This is a genomic window from Bacteroides sp. Marseille-P8574 (genome assembly GCF_902825465.1).
Classification (GTDB): Bacteria; Bacteroidota; Bacteroidia; order Bacteroidales; family Bacteroidaceae; genus Bacteroides; species Bacteroides uniformis.
In genome coordinates this window covers 1,331,465-1,348,647 of the sequence record NZ_CADEBE010000001.1, presented here as the reverse complement: position 1 = coordinate 1,348,647, position 17,183 = coordinate 1,331,465, and the positions used below count along the sequence as shown (strand labels likewise).

The 17,183-nt window shown below is 35.2% G+C and carries 22 protein-coding genes; all 22 read left to right on the top strand.

The genetic code is table 11. The annotated features are described in order from the left end of the window. Positions 1-22: 22 nt before the first annotated feature. The 22 genes from HUX74_RS05740 to HUX74_RS05635 all read left to right on the top strand — a co-directional run bounded on the left by HUX74_RS05740 (position 23) and on the right by HUX74_RS05635 (position 17,181). A complete protein-coding gene (locus HUX74_RS05740; RefSeq protein WP_174646356.1) occupies positions 23-1,579 on the top strand; it encodes a serine protease in 1,557 nt (518 codons plus the stop codon). Positions 1,580-1,824: 245 nt separating this feature from the next. Beyond that, positions 1,825-2,172: a hypothetical protein gene (locus tag HUX74_RS05735; RefSeq protein ID WP_174646355.1), complete on the top strand. Its 348-nt coding sequence runs from the start codon at positions 1,825-1,827 to the stop codon at positions 2,170-2,172. Positions 2,173-2,225: 53 nt separating this feature from the next. Continuing rightward, positions 2,226-2,579, top strand: coding sequence for a hypothetical protein (locus tag HUX74_RS05730; protein ID WP_174646354.1), 354 nt, complete (start codon positions 2,226-2,228; stop codon positions 2,577-2,579). A gap of 1 nt (position 2,580) precedes the next feature. Next, on the top strand, positions 2,581-2,931 hold the full coding sequence (locus HUX74_RS05725) for a hypothetical protein (RefSeq protein ID WP_174646353.1): 351 nt from the start codon (positions 2,581-2,583) through the stop codon (positions 2,929-2,931). Between the two features lie 7 nt (positions 2,932-2,938). Next, positions 2,939-3,142 (top strand): hypothetical protein, encoded by a 204-nt coding sequence (locus HUX74_RS05720; RefSeq protein ID WP_174646352.1) that lies wholly within the window; start codon positions 2,939-2,941, stop codon positions 3,140-3,142. Positions 3,143-3,376: 234 nt separating this feature from the next. Further along, positions 3,377-4,564: a hypothetical protein gene (locus HUX74_RS05715; RefSeq protein ID WP_174646351.1), complete on the top strand. Its 1,188-nt coding sequence runs from the start codon at positions 3,377-3,379 to the stop codon at positions 4,562-4,564. 26 nt (positions 4,565-4,590) lie between these two features. After that, a complete protein-coding gene (locus HUX74_RS05710; RefSeq protein WP_371808701.1) occupies positions 4,591-5,601 on the top strand; it encodes a penicillin-binding transpeptidase domain-containing protein in 1,011 nt (336 codons plus the stop codon). A 14-nt stretch (positions 5,602-5,615) separates the two neighbouring features. Beyond that, positions 5,616-6,224: a hypothetical protein gene (locus HUX74_RS05705; protein ID WP_174646349.1), complete on the top strand. Its 609-nt coding sequence runs from the start codon at positions 5,616-5,618 to the stop codon at positions 6,222-6,224. 9 nt (positions 6,225-6,233) lie between these two features. Further along, complete coding sequence (locus HUX74_RS05700; protein ID WP_174646348.1) at positions 6,234-7,523, top strand: hypothetical protein; 1,290 nt, start codon at positions 6,234-6,236, stop codon at positions 7,521-7,523. Positions 7,524-7,636: 113 nt separating this feature from the next. Next, the gene (locus HUX74_RS05695) at positions 7,637-8,557 is read left to right on the top strand and encodes a hypothetical protein (RefSeq protein WP_174646347.1); all 921 of its coding nucleotides are present in this window, start codon (positions 7,637-7,639) and stop codon (positions 8,555-8,557) included. Positions 8,558-8,649: 92 nt separating this feature from the next. Then, positions 8,650-9,690 (top strand): hypothetical protein, encoded by a 1,041-nt coding sequence (locus tag HUX74_RS20680; RefSeq protein ID WP_254592833.1) that lies wholly within the window; start codon positions 8,650-8,652, stop codon positions 9,688-9,690. 634 nt (positions 9,691-10,324) lie between these two features. Beyond that, entirely contained in the window at positions 10,325-10,939 is a 615-nt protein-coding gene (locus tag HUX74_RS05685; protein WP_174646346.1) for a hypothetical protein, read from the top strand. A gap of 369 nt (positions 10,940-11,308) precedes the next feature. After that, positions 11,309-11,698 (top strand): hypothetical protein, encoded by a 390-nt coding sequence (locus HUX74_RS05680; protein WP_174646742.1) that lies wholly within the window; start codon positions 11,309-11,311, stop codon positions 11,696-11,698. Between the two features lie 68 nt (positions 11,699-11,766). Beyond that, on the top strand, positions 11,767-12,237 hold the full coding sequence (locus HUX74_RS05675; protein ID WP_174646345.1) for an HAD domain-containing protein: 471 nt from the start codon (positions 11,767-11,769) through the stop codon (positions 12,235-12,237). 190 nt (positions 12,238-12,427) lie between these two features. Next, positions 12,428-12,679, top strand: a complete 252-nt coding sequence (locus tag HUX74_RS05670; protein WP_174646344.1) for a hypothetical protein — start codon at positions 12,428-12,430, stop codon at positions 12,677-12,679. Positions 12,680-12,685: 6 nt separating this feature from the next. Beyond that, positions 12,686-12,874, top strand: coding sequence for a hypothetical protein (locus HUX74_RS05665; RefSeq protein ID WP_174645969.1), 189 nt, complete (start codon positions 12,686-12,688; stop codon positions 12,872-12,874). Between the two features lie 42 nt (positions 12,875-12,916). Continuing rightward, positions 12,917-13,063 carry a hypothetical protein gene (locus HUX74_RS05660; RefSeq protein WP_174645968.1) on the top strand — a complete coding sequence of 49 codons (147 nt, stop codon included), beginning with the start codon at positions 12,917-12,919 and terminating at the stop codon, positions 13,061-13,063. Positions 13,064-13,089: 26 nt separating this feature from the next. Next, positions 13,090-13,380 carry a hypothetical protein gene (locus HUX74_RS05655; RefSeq protein ID WP_174646343.1) on the top strand — a complete coding sequence of 97 codons (291 nt, stop codon included), beginning with the start codon at positions 13,090-13,092 and terminating at the stop codon, positions 13,378-13,380. A gap of 169 nt (positions 13,381-13,549) precedes the next feature. After that, positions 13,550-14,362 (top strand): hypothetical protein, encoded by an 813-nt coding sequence (locus tag HUX74_RS05650; protein ID WP_174646342.1) that lies wholly within the window; start codon positions 13,550-13,552, stop codon positions 14,360-14,362. Between the two features lie 157 nt (positions 14,363-14,519). Beyond that, positions 14,520-15,461 carry a hypothetical protein gene (locus HUX74_RS05645; protein ID WP_174646341.1) on the top strand — a complete coding sequence of 314 codons (942 nt, stop codon included), beginning with the start codon at positions 14,520-14,522 and terminating at the stop codon, positions 15,459-15,461. Between the two features lie 332 nt (positions 15,462-15,793). Then, positions 15,794-16,762, top strand: coding sequence for a M23 family metallopeptidase (locus HUX74_RS05640; protein WP_117588668.1), 969 nt, complete (start codon positions 15,794-15,796; stop codon positions 16,760-16,762). Positions 16,763-16,791: 29 nt separating this feature from the next. Continuing rightward, complete coding sequence (locus HUX74_RS05635; protein WP_117588667.1) at positions 16,792-17,181, top strand: MerR family transcriptional regulator; 390 nt, start codon at positions 16,792-16,794, stop codon at positions 17,179-17,181. Positions 17,182-17,183: the final 2 nt, after the last annotated feature.

Genomic DNA, 17,183 nt, shown 5'->3' with positions numbered 1-17,183 from the left:
GAAAATCGAAGGAGGTTATTAGATGAGAAATCAATTATTAGTATTATTGTATTGTTTAATGGGCACAACACTTTTTGCTCAGGATTTGACAACAAAACAGCTTATAACAAAGGTTGAGAATGCTATATTTACAGTCTTTGCTACAGACGAACAAGGAAATACCTATTCGCAAGGAAGTGGTTTTTTCATATCTGCAAATGGTATAGGTATTACTAACTATCATGTTTTAGAGGAAGCACATGGAGCCTATATTAAAAGTAAAAATGGGGAGAAATATAAAATTAAATATGTTTTAGATTATAACCCTAATACTGACCTTGTTAAATTTCAAGTGGAGAATTCTAGTTTGAAGGTTTTTAACTATCTTCCGATTTCATATAGAACATTGGTAAAAGGAGAACAAATAATAAATATTAGCTCTCCCTTGGGGCTTGAACAAACAGTTTCAACTGGAATAATATCATCAATTCGTGCGGATGAAATGCATGGTTCTATTCTACAGATTACTGCACCAATTTCTCATGGAAGTAGCGGGTCACCAGTTATGAATATGAAAGGATATGTAGTCGGAATTGCCACCTTTTGTAGAGAAGGTGGGCAAAGTTTGAATTTTGCAGTAAATGCTACTCAAATATCAAAATTAACTCATAGACGAAATATCACAGTTTCTCAAATGAATACAAATCCATTAGAAACCTCAAATATAAAATCTGCAAACGAGGCTTATTTAATGGGAAATACAAATAAGGCACTGACGTTGCTAAACAATGAGTTGAAAACGAATTCTTCAAACCATTTGGCTCTCTATATGAGAGGTATGATAAAATTTAATATACAAGATGTGGAGTCCGCATTTGCTGACTTGATTAAAGCATGTGAAGTTGGAAAGGATATTCCATTTTATTATAAGCAGTTGGGAAAGTGTTATTTTCAAGTATATATTTATACCTATGATACATCATATTGTCAGTCCGCTCTTGATGCATATTCTAAAGGATTGAAACTCACATCAGAGGATGCAGAACTTTTTTATCAAATAGGTATATTGTTTTACCAATATGCAATAAAAAGTACAGAAAACCCATATTCTGATGACAATAAACAATTGTATTCTAAAGCCCAAGAAGCTTTGGACTATTCGATTGAAGTATATCCAACTGCGGAGGCATATGCAGCACGGGCTAATGTAAAGAAAATGGTTCGAGACTATGGTGGTGCTATTTTAGATTGTGATAGGGCTATTGAATTAGCTCCAGACTACTATCGTGGCTATTTTATAAGAGGAGATGTAAAAATATTTGATACGGGAAGTTATGAGGGGATGGCGGATTTGGAAAGAGCATTATCCCTCGTTCTTGACCCTAAAGAAAAAGCAGATATTTTGGGCATTAGGGCAACCGCTAATGAAAGACGTGCCTTTCAAGAACTAGGTGCTAATGCAGGTGATTTGGTATCTAAGGCTCTTTTAGACTATGAAGAAGCATATAAATTGAGCAATCAAAAGATGTATCAAGAACTAAAAAATCAGTTAATAACTAAGATAACAGAATATGTAGAACGAAAAGGTGCTTTTCCTTAAATGTAAATTATTTTATTTACATATAGAGGGTTAATAATCATGATAATTGGGATTAATTTCACTAATAGGTAAACATTATAAAGATATGGAGGCATTAATAATATTATTGGATAGAGGTAAAATGTCTGACTATTCAGATACTTCCGATTTTGGTGCTGCATTATTCCTCGCTGTAGTAACGTGGGGTTTATATTGTATGCTATAGTGGTACGTTGGAGAGAAAAACATAAATAATTTTATATAAAATGAAATTAAGAAAGATATTTTTTATATGCTTGTTGGCTATATTTAGTACAAATGCTTTTGCTGACAATTATAAGTTTGATTATGCTGTAATTGGTAATGAGAAGGTGACTACAGTCAATGCTCCCAATATTGTAGCCAATATTATCAGTACTACTAAAGCACCGGTTGCTTATCAGAATGAAACTATTACTTTGACTTCGCAAAATGGTTATGAATACAAAGGATATGGGAAAAATGGAGTTATAGTAGTTGCCAATAAAGTTAATGGGGTGTTGGGTAGAATAACAATAGGTGCAACAGTCAATAACCAAACTGTTATGCTTATTTATAAACGAATTAATAATTAAATTTGTCATGAAAGCAGATGTACTTAAAAATTTAATACAAATTGTTAGATATTATGAAAGCATTTAGATTATTAGCTACTTCATTGGTAGCTGCATTAAGTATTTGGTTGGGTTCTTGTAGTAATAAATCACAAAATTCAGATTCCATAGTTGGTATTTGGAAGGAGTACAGAGCCGATACGAATGATGACTATGGATTATCCTCTTGGAAATTTAATAGTGATGGAAGTGGACTATTTATAGTTAAAGGAATAACTAATACACAGAAAGTCAGCTTTACTTGGGAAATCACAAACTCTTCTACTGTTACAGTTAATCTGAATGGAGAGGAATCAACATTAGAATTAAGTAACGGATTGTTGATAGAAAATAGTGCATTGGGAAGTGTAGTCTTTAAAAAACAATAACATGGGAAAGTTAATTTGGATATTCATAGGACTTGTCGCTTATTTGGGCGGTGGATGGATTGCCAAAGATATTGTATTGTCTATAATAGGAGACACGATTTTAGGAGATATAACGTTTTATGAATGTCTAACTTATTCTGCTATAGCAGCTATTTTTTCTTTAGTAGCTACAAATATTCCTGACATAGGTGATAATGACAACCCTAAAGGACTTATTTGGTTTTTTGCTATAATGATAGTAACGATATTAATAAAAGAGATGCCTTTATCGGTAGGGCTTATTGTTTTATATAATATCGTGAATATAGCTGCTATCATTCTATCAGTAGTTACAAATAAGAATATTAAATAGTAAACTTATGTGGATTTGGATTATTATTATTGCCATTATTATTGGTGCAATATGGGGGGCTTCAAACTCTAAGGATGGAGAAAAGGGGGCTGGGGCTTTCGCTGGCGCGATTACAAGTGGTATGGGGTGCGGATATGTATTATTCCAGATATTTCTTTTTGGGGTTGGTATAATGATAATGCTATGGCTGTTTAGATTCTTATTTGGATAATATTGGTTACAGAAAAAACTACTGCTGCGTAGCTATTTTAAGATTACTGATAATGATTCAAAGGGACAAGCAGAAGTGGGTTTAGTATAAAAATCATTATTGTATAGGAAAGAATTAAGAACTAATATTGCAATTAATATATTTTTACAATAAGAACCATTAAATTGTAACCTTTTATTTTTAACGCTTCTTGTGTGTTAACATTTGTTTTAGAGAATAAGTAATAAAGATGGTATGAAAACATTCTTACTGGACAGCTTTAACAGATATAAAAGATTTAGTGAGGAATTGGATGTTAGGACTATATTGTGTAATAAGCCTTGGCTGATATTCAATGATTGTGGGGACAAGGAATTATATATTTTTCAAGAAGACGGTTCTCTCATTGCATCAGTAAATGGTAATGTTACCAATGCAAAATGGCAATATATACCTGCCAATAAATCCCTTATTGCCTCTTTCAAGGAACAATCCTACATGCTTCATCCTGCGTTCTTTGACAACACCATATTTGCTTTACAGCAAGATGGAACAGATAGATATGTTTTTATGATTGACGAACAACAAAGTAAATCCTTTCACCTCAAATCTCTATCAGAATTAAATTCTTATTTTCAACGTATAGAGTATGAACGAGTTGAAGCGGAACGACGTAGGGAAGAGGCTTTATTGGCTCAACAAAAATCTGAACAGCAGCGAATAGAAAAGGAGCGAGAACGGCAGCGTATAGCCCGAGAGTGGGAACTGGAAGCTCAAGCTCAAATGGCAAGAGAAGAACAGCAACGGCTTTCTAATATTGCAAGAGAGAACCATATACTGAAACAATATAAGATATTCTTAATTTATAAAATTGTTGGAATTATGCTTATAGCTGCCTCTGTGTTAATAGTGTGGCTCCCTTTGGGTTTAATGGCATTTCCTTTATTCCCCTTACCTGCCATAGCTAGTTATTATATTATATATAAACCATTAAGAGAACTACTAAAGCAATATTTATTAAAGAAACATGAACAAAGGTTAGAAGCGGAGAATCAAATGAGGGAGAAGAAAGAGTTGGAAGCAATAAAGAGAGAAGTGAATAAGAAAAGATTACAAGCAGAAGCACTAAAAATAGAAAACAAATTGAATAACAATCAAAGTTCTATTGAATTGGCAAGACAAATATCATTGAACGTGGAATATGCTAAAATAGCACTTTGTAAACATACACTTAAAATAAATTGGACGTGTCCCAATAAAATATACAAAGAGGTTACATTGATAATTAATAATGGAAGTGATGTTCTTCTATATGAACATTTAACTCTTTGGGGCAGTAAAGAGATTGAGTTAAATGAGGTGAAATCAACAATTAGAATCACTTTAAGACTTGTTTGGAATAACATACCCGTCTATAAAATCATTTTAATAAATGGAGAATGAAAATATTTAGAATATTAATAGTATTGATGGTATTGGCTTCTGGGTTTTATGCTTGTGTAAATAAAGAAAACGAAACTAGAGATAATGCCATTGACAGTACATTACAGACCAGTGCTACTGCCATACTGGAAAGCAAGTTGTCTGAACTTAATGCCCAATCTGGGCAGGTAATTGTTATGGAAGTCCAGACTGGGCAAATAAAGGCTCTGGTTGGACTTGAAAGGAAAGACAGTGCAGACTACCAACCATGCGAGAACTTCTCTGTACAGCAGCCTACTGGCTTGATGCAGGGTGTTTCACTATTGGCTGCACTGGAAACTGGAAAGGTGAAAATGAGTGATAAGGTGAATGCTGGCAATGGCATTTATGTCTGTAAGGGAGATACAGTTTTCGACCATAACTGGCATAGAGGCGGATATGGTGAAATTACAGTAAAGCAAGGACTGGCTAGCGGTTCAAACATCGCTACAGTCAAGACTATGGAGAATGCTTTTGGTAACAATGCACAAGCATACTTTGATGTATTGTCAAAAATGAGCTATGGCAAGCCAGACAGTATCAATGGCATTCTGCAACCTTATAGGATTACAGAAAAAAATATCACTTGGAACTGCATAGGATATGGACTGTCTGTTTCTCCTATTCAAGTCCTTACATTCTACAATGCTATCGCCAACAATGGGAAAATGGTGCAGCCTCAACTATACAAGGACAGTGTAGTGGTTATCAATCCCCAGATAGCAGATAAGGCTAATATCGACAGCTTGAAACTGGCACTGGCATATAATGTAACAGACGGACTGGGGCAACCTGCCAAGTCAGATAAGACTACCGTAGCAGGAAAACAAGGCACTATCATAGTCTCTACAGATAATGGCAATACGATGTATGCAGTGGAGTTCTGCGGCTACTTTCCTATTGACAATCCCAAGTATAGTATTATTGTTTCCATTAATAAGACAGGTTTGCCTGCTAGTGGTGGGTTGATGGCAGGTGACGTGTTTAAGAAGATAGTTAACAGTGTGGTATTTGAATAATAACAAGATATAATATGGAAGGTTGGATAGTTTTGGGCATAATACTTATAGTTGCTGCTTATTTCTTTGGCAGGATTGGGTATTCATTTAATGACGAAGACCAAGAACACTCTGACTATACTAAAATGAATGAGGCTGTAGATGTGGCTATTGATGCAGAAGATAATAAAACAAGGAATCTGGTAGTTAAGACCTTAAAAGAAATTGGTTGTCAACCAGAAGTTGATGATAAGGACAGAATTCGTTTTAAATATCAAGGTGAGATTTTTTTTATTGATGCAGATAATAATTATCAGTTTGTCACTCTTTGGGATGCTTGGTGGTTATGTATAGATTGTGACAATGCAAATGTTGAGCATTTAAAGAAGGCAATAAACTCAAACAATATAAATACCATAGTCTCCACTTTTTATACTATAGATGAAGATAGCAAACAGATGGGAGTACATTGTAAGGCTATATTTATGCTTACTCCTTCGATAGTGAACAAGGAGAATTATTTAAAGGTGATACTGAATGATTGTTTTAAGGCTCATGACCTATTAAGAGAACGGTTCATACGTCTTGATTTTAAGCAGGAGAAACATGAGCATAGAAGAGTGGTTGTCAAAGGATTTAATTAATAACATATTATGAAAAAACTTTTTGGTTCAATATTTGGTAACTCTTCCAAACCAGAAACCATTTCTAAAGATAAAGAGGAGGAGAAAGATGATTTTATTGACAGATTGGAAAATGAAACGTATCTACCAAATGAATTTAGGTTTCAGCATCAAATTGAAAAGTGCCAATTACGTGCTGCTCCTAATGAGAAAGTGACTTTAGGGGTACTGCTTAATAGAACTTTTGATATTAGGGAAGAAGAAGTTTCTGATTTATATGTAATCACAGACAACATACAAGAGAAGACTGGTACGCTAATCACAGAGAAAGATAAAATCTGGAACTTTGATTTATGTAACGCCGTCCTTGTCAAGCATGACAATGGAGATATAGGTTATAAATATAGCGAAAATGTCACTCTGTCAATATCTTATAGGAAAGGATATGCCTCAAAAGAAGATAATGACAAATCTATTGGAAGAGTAAATGACAACATCATTGTACATTTGAGAGGATGTGGTGGAAGTAAAGATACTTGGTTTATTCGTGCATCTATTATGTTGCCAACATTCAGCCATGAAGGAGATAAAACTTATACTAGAACGGGAAACCAACCGCAAACGTTAAGTGTTTTATTCGCTTATGATAATACCACCCCAGAACAAAGGATTGCAGAATATAAGGCAGTCTATGATAGGACGATTGAAAAGCTGAACAATGGGAAGGAATTGAATTTCAACGAATATTGTATTGCATCCCAAATGATACCTGCTATTGGGCAGGACTTTTATTGGGGTAATGAGGTTTTAAAGGAAAATAGATATTGGGATGCAATTGTATATTTGGAGAATGTATATCATGCTTTGAAGGAAAGTTGGCTAAGGGGTGATGTTACAGATGAAGATAAGAGAATGTTTTATCAAACATGTTACGTAATAGGATATTGTTATGCAGAAATGGCATTGTGGGAAAAGGCTCTATTCTATTTGGAAATAGTTCGTCCTTTAAATAATATTACCTATAACATAGAGTACATAAATTGCTTGGCAAACAGCAGGGATTTCAGAACCATTTATACTATCCATAAAGAACTTAATCAGCTGGCACAGTTAAAGGAAAGTGAAATAACGGATGATATTATATATTACCATAATTTTTTACGAAGACGTAGGGCATATACCTTTGTTGACATGGGACGGTTGGATGATGCGGAGGAAGCATTTAAAGAAATGTTGAATGAGGATGCCAATAAAGAATATGCCAAAAGCGAACTGGAGTATATTCAAGAACTGAAAAAGCGAAAGAGCACTGAAAGTTAAATAGAAGATATTATTATATCTGATATTAGTAGAGAATAGCCTCTTAATAAGTGGTGGACTGATGGCAGGTGATGTATTTAAGAAAATAATAGTAAATTTAAAACAGAATTGAAATGACAAAAATGTCTCAATGTAGTACATGTATTGGAGATGGAGTTCATTGTGAACATTATCGACCAACCGATGATAGTCCTTGTCCTAATTATATATTTGATACTTCAAGTACGGAACAAGGTACTATTAAATATGAAGTTAAAAAAGCTTTATATCGATATATCGCGCTAATTGTTATGGTCTTTATACTTCTTTCTTTTATTGGAGCAGTAACTTTTTGGGATTATATATTTATTATTCTTTATCTAAGTTTTGGGGTTTCTATCTATTTAGTGATTGCGCACTTTGATAGTATATTGCGATTGGTTAAGGAGAAATTTTGGAATAGAAAGATAAAACATCATGAAACAAAGAATATTGAATTCGTCACTGGAAAAAACCAAAAACAGTCTAATCATTCTGAAATAAGTGAGATTGTAGATACGGTTATGAACACATCAAATAACAGAACGAGAGATTTGGTTATCAATACTTTAAAAGAAATTGGTTGTCAACCAGAAGTTGATGATGATAAGGACATCTGTTTTAAATATCAAAATGAAGACTTTTTTATTGACGCAAATAATCGAACCGCTTTTATCATAATCTGGTCTAACTTTGGAAGTCTTTCTTTAAATGACCCTGATATAAATATTCTGAAAGATGCTATAAATCAAACTAATATGGACGGACGTATTACTTTAGCATATTTTGTTAGTAATGAAGAGAATGCTATAACTGTATATTGTAAGCATTATCTACCATTTGCACATAAAATACCTTCAATTCAAGAATATCTACGAAGTAATTTGGACAATTTCTTTTGGACACATCAATATTTAGAAGATAAATTTAACACTTTAAAAGAGAATCCTATAATGCAGAGTTCAAGAGAACGAATCATTATAAAGGGTTTTAATACCAAACGTGATGATGCATAAGAAGAAAGGCAGCATTTGAAGTTTATTCGTTGTTAGTTTTCTGTTATTGGCATGGAAGTGATTGATTGTATAATTCTTAGTAATAGAATATCATGGAAGCAATTTTAGTAATAGTAATCACTGCAATCCTTTTCTACTTTTTTATAAAGCAAGGGAATGCTGCCACTAGTAAGCAAGATAATAATATTAGTAAATATATAGTACCTAATAAGAATATACCTAGTGAGAAGGATGGTGTTGTGAGAGCCATTTGTGTTAACAATTATGATGGCTGGCTTGAACAGAAACACAAGAATCTGAAGATTGGTAAACAATACACTATAGAATACGCTATAATAGGAAGTTCGACAAGCCATGTTTACTTAAGTGAATTAAAGGAACAACTGTTTGGCTATAGCCTTTTCAATTGTTATATAAACGGACAAGAAATAGGCTTGATAGAGGATGCACGAATATTTTGGAATGTATCACAACAAGATATGCCAACAAGAAGTACGCGTATCCTACAATATCGTGGAGCAACAAAAGAAGGACTTAAATACATAAGGAATTTTTTTCCTAATGTTCCCATTATTGACCGTTCTAATATGAATAAGCTAACTTTACCTCCAATACCAGACATTAAAGAGATAAAACAATTTGCAATCAATGGTTGGACACTTGGAGAAATTCATGGTTTGTCACATTGGCAAAGAGTAGAGCGTAATGGCATTTTATTGAGTTTAATCATGTGTAATGGTGAACTATGTTTCCGTAAAGAGGTGAATATAAAAGTGGTATGCTTATTTGCCTATCTACACGATAAATGCAGGTTGAATAATGAAACAGACTTAAAGCATGGCGAGAGGGCAGCAGATATGCTTTATACAATGAGAGATACCTTGCTAAAAGATTTGGACAATAAGGAGTTCTCTTTATTGGAACAAGCTTGCAGACTGCATACAACAATACATAAAACGGGCAATCCAACTATTGATATTTGTTTTGACGCAGACCGTTTGGATTTAAAGCGGGTTGGTATAACTCCATGTCCAGACAAAATGGCAACATCTTGTGGAGAATATTATGCAATGGACACACTCCGTTTTATGGCATTAGATATGAATATTCCACCAATTACCACTGATGTTTGATTACAAAGTTAGTTATATAGATGAGGTGTGATATTGTCAAATACTTTACAGATTGGAAAACTGCATATCTTATTTGGATAGTATGCAGTTGGTTGCTTACTAATAAACCGTCACCCAACTATTACGGTTATCTATTTGAGGAATACGAGTTGGCATGGTGGATTATTGGTTGTATTATCACACTGATTGCGGTCTGGCATTTATACAAAAGAAACTGGATGCAGGCAACCTTATTGTTTTTGCTATTTGCAGTGCCTAAGTTCCTTGTGTATATAGGTAATATGGAAATAGTAAGTGAATCCATCTTTGAAGTATTGGGTATATGAAATATCTAAAACAGATAGAATATTCTATACTGGCTGCCATGACATTCAGTTTGATTAGAACGTTTGTTCACAGTCTGATAAGCGAACAGAATAGATACAGTCGTATATACCAAGCTGTTTTTAAAAGACGGTTAGACTATATTGACAACCTTGAAACTTGGATTTGTGCTGCTAGTATGATGATACTTCTTGTACCATTGATTTACAAATTGGTAAATAAGGAATGGAAGGATGCAGGGGTGCTACTGTTATTTTCATTGCTACTTATACCGTGGGTATTTAATACCTACTGCATTAAATAAAAAAATATGGGGGAATTAAAGCAATATGAATGTCCTAAATGTGGCTACACAACACCGGTACTGCATTTTGGTTGTGGGTTCAGAGACTATTATGAAGTTTATATTTGTAAGGCTTGTCAAACAATACAGAGTTCTTTGGTTGCAACAGAGGATTGTATGTCTGAGTTTGATGAAGAAAGTGAACTTGATAATGTTAACCTAGTAACAGTCTATGGTGAGGATTACAACAATAAGGAATTGGTAGAATATAGCAAAAGAGAGAAAGCTAAAAAGTGCAATCACTGTTCATCACAAGTTATTTCTGAAATTCCGTATCAAATAGAAATAGACTTTCAGAATATGACAGATGTTGACAAGAGATTACCACACATGAAGTACTATACAACTTCAAAAGACATTGTTAGAATGATAAGAAGAGGTAAGAAGCAAATTATTCATTGTAATGATTGTAACAATGATGTGACTTATAATAGTTTTGTGGATGATTTCAATATCAAATGTGTTCATTGTGGTAGTATTCAATTAGAAGTTTGGGATGAAAAGCATTGTCCTAAATGTGGTGAAAAAATGGTATGGGGTGGAGACTGGGGAAGGAATATACTTGAAGCATTTTGGGATTAATATTAACAGATAAATATCTCATATATCCATTAATAGGAACTACATTAATGAAAGGAATAAATTATGAGAGAGGTAACGATGAATGAATACATAGAGCTTATAGATGAGCTTTGTGCTAAATGTAATTCTGGGGAATAAAGGGAAGAAGGAGGAATGAACTATGATAAGAATGACAAGTAATGATTATTATGACTTCTTGGAGAAGGTTTTAGAGAGATACGAAGAGTTATCAGAGAAAGTATATTTTATAGGGGAAATAGAAAAAAGTTCTCTATCTTTATAGAGACCAATTAACATGTTTGGATTATGCTCAAATGGTTTAATAAGAAGAAAGCAGAAGTTCTTAAAAGTGAAAAGCCACATACCATTATTAAATGTGGCATTACCCCTACATACATAAAAGTTCTAAAGGGAAACGAGGTATTTGTATTTGGAAGTAACTTGCAAGGCATACACGGTGGCGGTGCAGCACGAATTGCCAGAGAATGTTTTGGCGCAATCATGGGGCAAGGTGTAGGGCTACAAGGACAGTCTTATGCCATACCTACTATGCAAGGTGGAGTGAAAACAATAAAACCGTATGTTGATGAATTTATAAAGTTTGCTCAAATTCATACAGAATTTCATTTTTTGGTAACAAGGATTGGCTGTGGCATTGCAGGCTTTAGGGATGAAGACATTGCACCATTGTTTGAGAATGCCATAAATCTATCTAATATAAGTTTGCCAAAAGAATTTGTAGACATTATTACATTTTGATTATTTTTTAAGTGTAGGTGATATGTGTTGGCAGTAGTTGATTATATAAATCTTTAATAGCTTTTGCGATGAAAATTATATTTCTGGATTTTGACGGTGTAATGGATACCGCTTATTACGATATGGTTCTTGTTAGTAAAGGCTTGCAAGAGGTTGATGAGTATGGTGTATTATTTGACCCTGCATGTGTTAGGAACTTAGAAACTATAATTAGAAAAACAAAAGCGGATATTGTTGTAACTTCTTCTTGGAAATACCTAATGTCTTATGAAGAGTTTTTAGAAATGTGGAATACAAGAAATCTACCAGGCTTTATAACAGATACTACACCCAATATTAGTAATCACCGTGGGGATGAGATAGACGCATGGATTAGAGAATGCGAAACAGAATGTGAGTATGTCATTATTGACGACCTTGATGCAAATAATTTCAATGAGCATCATTTACCGCATCTGATAACGGTCAATCCTTATAATGGATTAGACGAAATTGCAGCGAAACAAGCTATTGAGATATTAGGTATGGATGTTAGCTAAATAATAGAGTGTTGAAGTGACAACATTTGATTTTACCGTATGGCTTAAATGTGAGAATGGAGGTAAATTATGAACATTAAAAGAGTAAATGGAACTGTGTGCTACCAAAAAACAATACTCATACTATATATTAATTTAGTTATCTGATAATTGATACATTTTTTGCACATAAAATGGCATAAGTGGAATTATGAAACGTGAATTTAAAAGCGGTGAAGTAGTATTGGAAGTATATGATGCGTCCCTTAGAATTGTAATGGACCATTTACTTCCACCATACGAAGAAAATGGAGAATGTAGCTATACTATTAATATAGCAGGTAACGAGAACTTTGGAGGGGGATTTCCACGTAAGTATGTGGAAAAGCAAGTAGATGAATATCTAGATACAATAAGAGACTTCATTATAGAAGGGTTAATCAGTAAAGGCAACACTAAATGAATTAATATGGATAATGAAACAAAGACAGCAAGTGAAATGTGGGATATTATGGAGGAATTAGGAATTGCAGTAGACAAATCTTTCATTGAGCCTTGTGATTTAACTCCACCCACTTTAGAGGAATTATGTAGAATGTTTGGAGTTAACAGCTTAGAAGAACTTAGAAACATGCCTCCTAGTCCAATGGCTTTTTGATACAAAGAGATAAGCCAGTAATAACTAATAAAACTAATGATTATGTTACTAAAGACACTAAACAAGTTAATAGAGGAGAATAATATAGACCCAGAAGAGTTCGATAAAGACCCTTATGGTGTTATTGACAGATTAGAAGATGAGAAGTTAAAGTGGCTATTGTTAATAGCAATGGAGATACAGGATTAATAATTATAAACCTTAAATGAATTAATATGGCTGGTAAACTAATGCCAAATAAACAACCGGAGTTTTTCACTCCCAATGCTCCAGTTAAATACGCAATGGCAGGAGGAAGAGGAGTAATGATAGGTTGCGGAATTATGACAACCTTATATGTCATAGGCGTAATTGTAGGGTTGTGTTTGTGCTATGGTTGGAGCAGCCTATTTTTTCCCATACTTCCATTTATCATCATAGGTGTTATGGTGGAATTTCCATGCTGTATATGGAAAGGCTTTAAGAAGTTCTACAATCTGGGATATGATAAGGAACGGAGAATATAAAAATGTTTTTCTCATGTTAGACTGATAAATAGGTAAAACAATGAGATATATGAGAAAGAAACTAATTATTGAATATCTTTTTGTTTTGTTAAATAATTTCGTGAATTTGTAATAATGCAGTAAGATTACTATATTTGCCAAAAAGATAAGATGCAAGTGTATGGTTAGAATGTCGTCAAAAGAAGATTTAAATGTTCCTACCTATCTGATTGAGCATTTATTGGCTATCATTAAGATTACTAATGAATCCCCCAATTTATTGCAAACGCAAGCGGACTATTCAACCATTTTTGAGACGATTGAAGATGTGAGATCATATATTTGTAAATGTGCTCAAGAATATGAAATCATAGAAGAGTTTACTTCTAAAAAAATTGAGGACTTAATTAATTGTTTTGATTTCCTTATTTGTGACCATAAACTAATTCGTCTCTGTAATTTATTGTTGTTATTTAAAAAGGCACAAGAGATTAAACTCGTATCTGATACCAATGAGCGTAAAACCTTAGAAGCTGACGAGCAGAAAATTATAGAAACAGCTATACAGAACGAATTATTTGAGCACTTGAAGATAAGCCATAAGTTGGAAGAATATGCCCCATTAATAGTCTGGAACCGTTCCAATCCTCCCACCAGTTTTATTTATGAGAAAAAGGAGGGTATATACACCTATGCTGCTAGTAATCCACGACCTATTTCTATTGACAAAAGTGCTCTTAAGCAAATGAAGAATAAAGAGGCTGAAATTTTAAAATCGCAAACTTATATTACTAACCACTTATATAAAAGATTGATACAAAAAGGATTTGTTCTTCCTTCTCCATCACGTACAAAACTAAAGACTAAACCTGCATGTTTCATTTATGATACTTTGATGTTTTTGGGGTATTTCTCTAATGATTATTCCATTATGAATAACAAATATCGAATCAATAAGGCTAAGAGAGACCGTATAAAAGAGATTATAATATTCACAAAATGAAGGTTATCCAATCCATTTAAAATTGGGGGAATCATTAACACAACATCTCATTCTATCCCCCCCTAGGACAAATTCTTATGTCCCGTTTTTTATCGACCTTTGCCACCAGAAAGGAACGAGAGTAGAAATGTTTCTACTGGGATGTCCTATTTTTATTATGAACAAAAAAAATGAGCTAGCACTTCAAGTTTTAACACTAGCAGTGCTAGCCAGTAAAGGACTCAAGATAGCTAGGCTGTCAGGTAATCGTAACTTTGACGAAAAGGTGGTTAAAGCCAAAATGAAGTCCATGAAGGCAAATGGAATGTTAGTTCCTGCTATCATACTGGATGCAATGAAGGTTATAGAAGCCGGATTGGAAATTGTAGATTTTGAAACGGGAGAAATCATTAGCGCAGCTGATGCAGCCCGGTACGTTGTGTTAGCGGATGCAAACCACCGTTACAAAGCTCATCTAAATCTTCTGGAAGCTAACAAGGACTTAAAAGACGAAGAAAAGTACAAAGGTGAGTTCTATCTTATCTATGCTTTGAATGAAGAAATTACAGTCTCGAGAATGTTTTCAGAAATTAACATTTGTACAAATCCTTGGAAGGGAGGCGACTTTCCTAAGGGGGCTAAAATGGCGTGCAAAGAGGAACTTCCGCTACTTGATTTTATCGTGAAGCTTACTGAACAAGGTTATCCATTACCAACTGCCTCAAAATGGGGAACGTTTAAAGCGAGTATTACTAAAGAGATAATGGCAGATGCAATGGCAGGTAAGATAAGTGATAAATTACGGAAAACTAATGGATTGGAAAGAGGTGAGAAATTATTAAAAGCAGCAGCAAAACACCTCTCTAAAGAGGTTCTCAAAAGTCGAACTCTCGTTGATTGGGTTATCAATAAATACGATGAAGCAGACGATGAACAAAAAGTTAGTGTGATTGGCAATCTGGTTGACTTCTTTTCAAGTTTGAGCGAAGAGAAAGCAGAGCAGATAGAGAAAGCCAAAGGACAACGAGGTGGCGATACCAAAGAGACCATTATAAATCGTCTTCTTAACAAATTCTACGAGCAGTTCACACAATCTCAAAGAACTTCTACTGATGAGTAAAATTAAAAGCCGGTTATCGAGATGATAGCTGGCTTTTTTATCTCTATTACAAGTGATACCAAGAAATTATATCGTGAACCAACTAGTCATTGTTATGTTGGAAGAATGTCGTATAGAATATTCTGATAGGATAAATGTTTTATTTTAATTGCTTTCTTTTCTTAAATAATTGGCTGTTATGGCTAGAAGATGTATTTTTGTAGCGGTTGAGGTGAGATATTTGTTACGGAATTTAATAACCATATGTTTAATCGCTTGGTAATCAGTATGGGTAATAAAGATAGCTTGTTTTTATTACTTTTGTCGCATTGACAAGCGAAATATTTCCTAAGATGCGCAAAGTTTACTACATTTATAATCCCCAGACGCAGACGTATGACCGTATTTATCCTACCGTGAGGCAGCGGGCGTTGAGCATTCTCCGCCGTTTGTTCATCGGTATGGGGCTGGGTGCGGGCAGTTTCATCGTATTGCTGCTTATCTTCGGTTCTCCGTCGGAGAAGGAGCTGCGGAAGGAGAACAGCAAACTGCAGGCGCAGTACAACGTGCTCTCCCGTCGGCTGGACGAGGCGATGGGAGTGCTGCAGGACATACAGCAGCGTGACGACAATCTGTACCGGGTGATTTTCATGGCCGACCCTATTCCTTCTGCCATCCGTCAGGCTGGATATGGCGGCACCAACCGCTATGAGCATCTGATGGATATGGCAAACTCTGACCTGGTTATCAATACCACCCAGAAGATGGACATGCTGACGAAGCAGCTCTATATTCAGTCATGCTCTTTCGATGACGTGGTGGAGATGTGCAAGAATCATGATGAAATGCTGCGTTGCATTCCTGCCATACAGCCTGTTTCGAACAAGGACCTCCGTAAGACTGCTTCCGGTTACGGTACGCGTATCGACCCCATTTATGGTACCAGCAAGTTCCATGAGGGTATGGACTTTTCGGCTCCTCAGGGTACAGACGTCTATGCCACGGGAGACGGTACTGTGGTGCAGATGGGCTGGCAATCGGGCTATGGCAATAGAATCGTGATAGATCACGGATTCGGTTACCAGACAGTATATGCACACTTGCGCGATTTCCGGACGAAGTTAGGCAAGAAAGTGGTACGTGGTGAGGTCATTGGCGGGGTAGGCAGTACGGGCAAGAGCACTGGTCCGCATTTGCACTACGAAGTACACGTCAAGGGAAAGGTTGTGAATCCCGTCAACTACTACTTTATGGACCTCAGTGCTGAGGATTATGACCGCATGATACAGATTGCTGCGAACAATGGTAAGGTGCTTGATTGACGGATGATTGATAAAGAAAGGATTACATCATGTTGAATACAGATAAGAATTTGAAGTTATATTACTCCATCAGTGAGGTGGCTGCCATGTTCGACGTCAACGAATCGCTGCTCCGTTTCTGGGAAAAGGAGTTTCCGCAACTCAATCCGAAGAAAGGAGGGCGGGGAATACGCCAGTACCGTAAGGAGGACATTGAGACAGTGAAACTTATCTATCATCTGGTGAAGGAGCGCGGGATGACCTTGCCCGGCGCCCGCCAACGGATAAAAGACAATAAGGAAGCTACGATACGTAACTTTGAAATCGTAGATCGCCTCAGAGCTATCCGCGAAGAACTGGTAGGCATGAAACTGGCATTGGATGAGTTTACCTACGAGGATGTGGAGAACTTGAAGGAAAATATCCAAGGACTGAAGTAGAA

Bases quoted from the DNA above. Each gene is read 5' to 3' on its own strand.
- HUX74_RS05740 (WP_174646356.1), top strand. From the start codon at position 23: ATGAGAAATCAATTATTAGTATTATTGTATTGTTTAATGGGCACAACA.
- HUX74_RS05735 (WP_174646355.1), top strand. From the start codon at position 1,825: ATGAAATTAAGAAAGATATTTTTTATATGCTTGTTGGCTATATTTAGT.
- HUX74_RS05730 (WP_174646354.1), top strand. From the start codon at position 2,226: ATGAAAGCATTTAGATTATTAGCTACTTCATTGGTAGCTGCATTAAGT.
- HUX74_RS05725 (WP_174646353.1), top strand. From the start codon at position 2,581: ATGGGAAAGTTAATTTGGATATTCATAGGACTTGTCGCTTATTTGGGC.
- HUX74_RS05720 (WP_174646352.1), top strand. From the start codon at position 2,939: ATGTGGATTTGGATTATTATTATTGCCATTATTATTGGTGCAATATGG.
- HUX74_RS05715 (WP_174646351.1), top strand. From the start codon at position 3,377: ATGAAAACATTCTTACTGGACAGCTTTAACAGATATAAAAGATTTAGT.
- HUX74_RS05710 (WP_371808701.1), top strand. From the start codon at position 4,591: ATGGTATTGGCTTCTGGGTTTTATGCTTGTGTAAATAAAGAAAACGAA.
- HUX74_RS05705 (WP_174646349.1), top strand. From the start codon at position 5,616: ATGGAAGGTTGGATAGTTTTGGGCATAATACTTATAGTTGCTGCTTAT.
- HUX74_RS05700 (WP_174646348.1), top strand. From the start codon at position 6,234: ATGAAAAAACTTTTTGGTTCAATATTTGGTAACTCTTCCAAACCAGAA.
- HUX74_RS05695 (WP_174646347.1), top strand. From the start codon at position 7,637: ATGACAAAAATGTCTCAATGTAGTACATGTATTGGAGATGGAGTTCAT.
- HUX74_RS20680 (WP_254592833.1), top strand. From the start codon at position 8,650: ATGGAAGCAATTTTAGTAATAGTAATCACTGCAATCCTTTTCTACTTT.
- HUX74_RS05685 (WP_174646346.1), top strand. From the start codon at position 10,325: ATGGGGGAATTAAAGCAATATGAATGTCCTAAATGTGGCTACACAACA.
- HUX74_RS05675 (WP_174646345.1), top strand. From the start codon at position 11,767: ATGAAAATTATATTTCTGGATTTTGACGGTGTAATGGATACCGCTTAT.
- HUX74_RS05670 (WP_174646344.1), top strand. From the start codon at position 12,428: ATGAAACGTGAATTTAAAAGCGGTGAAGTAGTATTGGAAGTATATGAT.
- HUX74_RS05665 (WP_174645969.1), top strand. From the start codon at position 12,686: ATGGATAATGAAACAAAGACAGCAAGTGAAATGTGGGATATTATGGAG.
- HUX74_RS05660 (WP_174645968.1), top strand. From the start codon at position 12,917: ATGTTACTAAAGACACTAAACAAGTTAATAGAGGAGAATAATATAGAC.
- HUX74_RS05655 (WP_174646343.1), top strand. From the start codon at position 13,090: ATGGCTGGTAAACTAATGCCAAATAAACAACCGGAGTTTTTCACTCCC.
- HUX74_RS05650 (WP_174646342.1), top strand. From the start codon at position 13,550: ATGTCGTCAAAAGAAGATTTAAATGTTCCTACCTATCTGATTGAGCAT.
- HUX74_RS05645 (WP_174646341.1), top strand. From the start codon at position 14,520: ATGAACAAAAAAAATGAGCTAGCACTTCAAGTTTTAACACTAGCAGTG.
- HUX74_RS05640 (WP_117588668.1), top strand. From the start codon at position 15,794: ATGCGCAAAGTTTACTACATTTATAATCCCCAGACGCAGACGTATGAC.
- HUX74_RS05635 (WP_117588667.1), top strand. From the start codon at position 16,792: ATGTTGAATACAGATAAGAATTTGAAGTTATATTACTCCATCAGTGAG.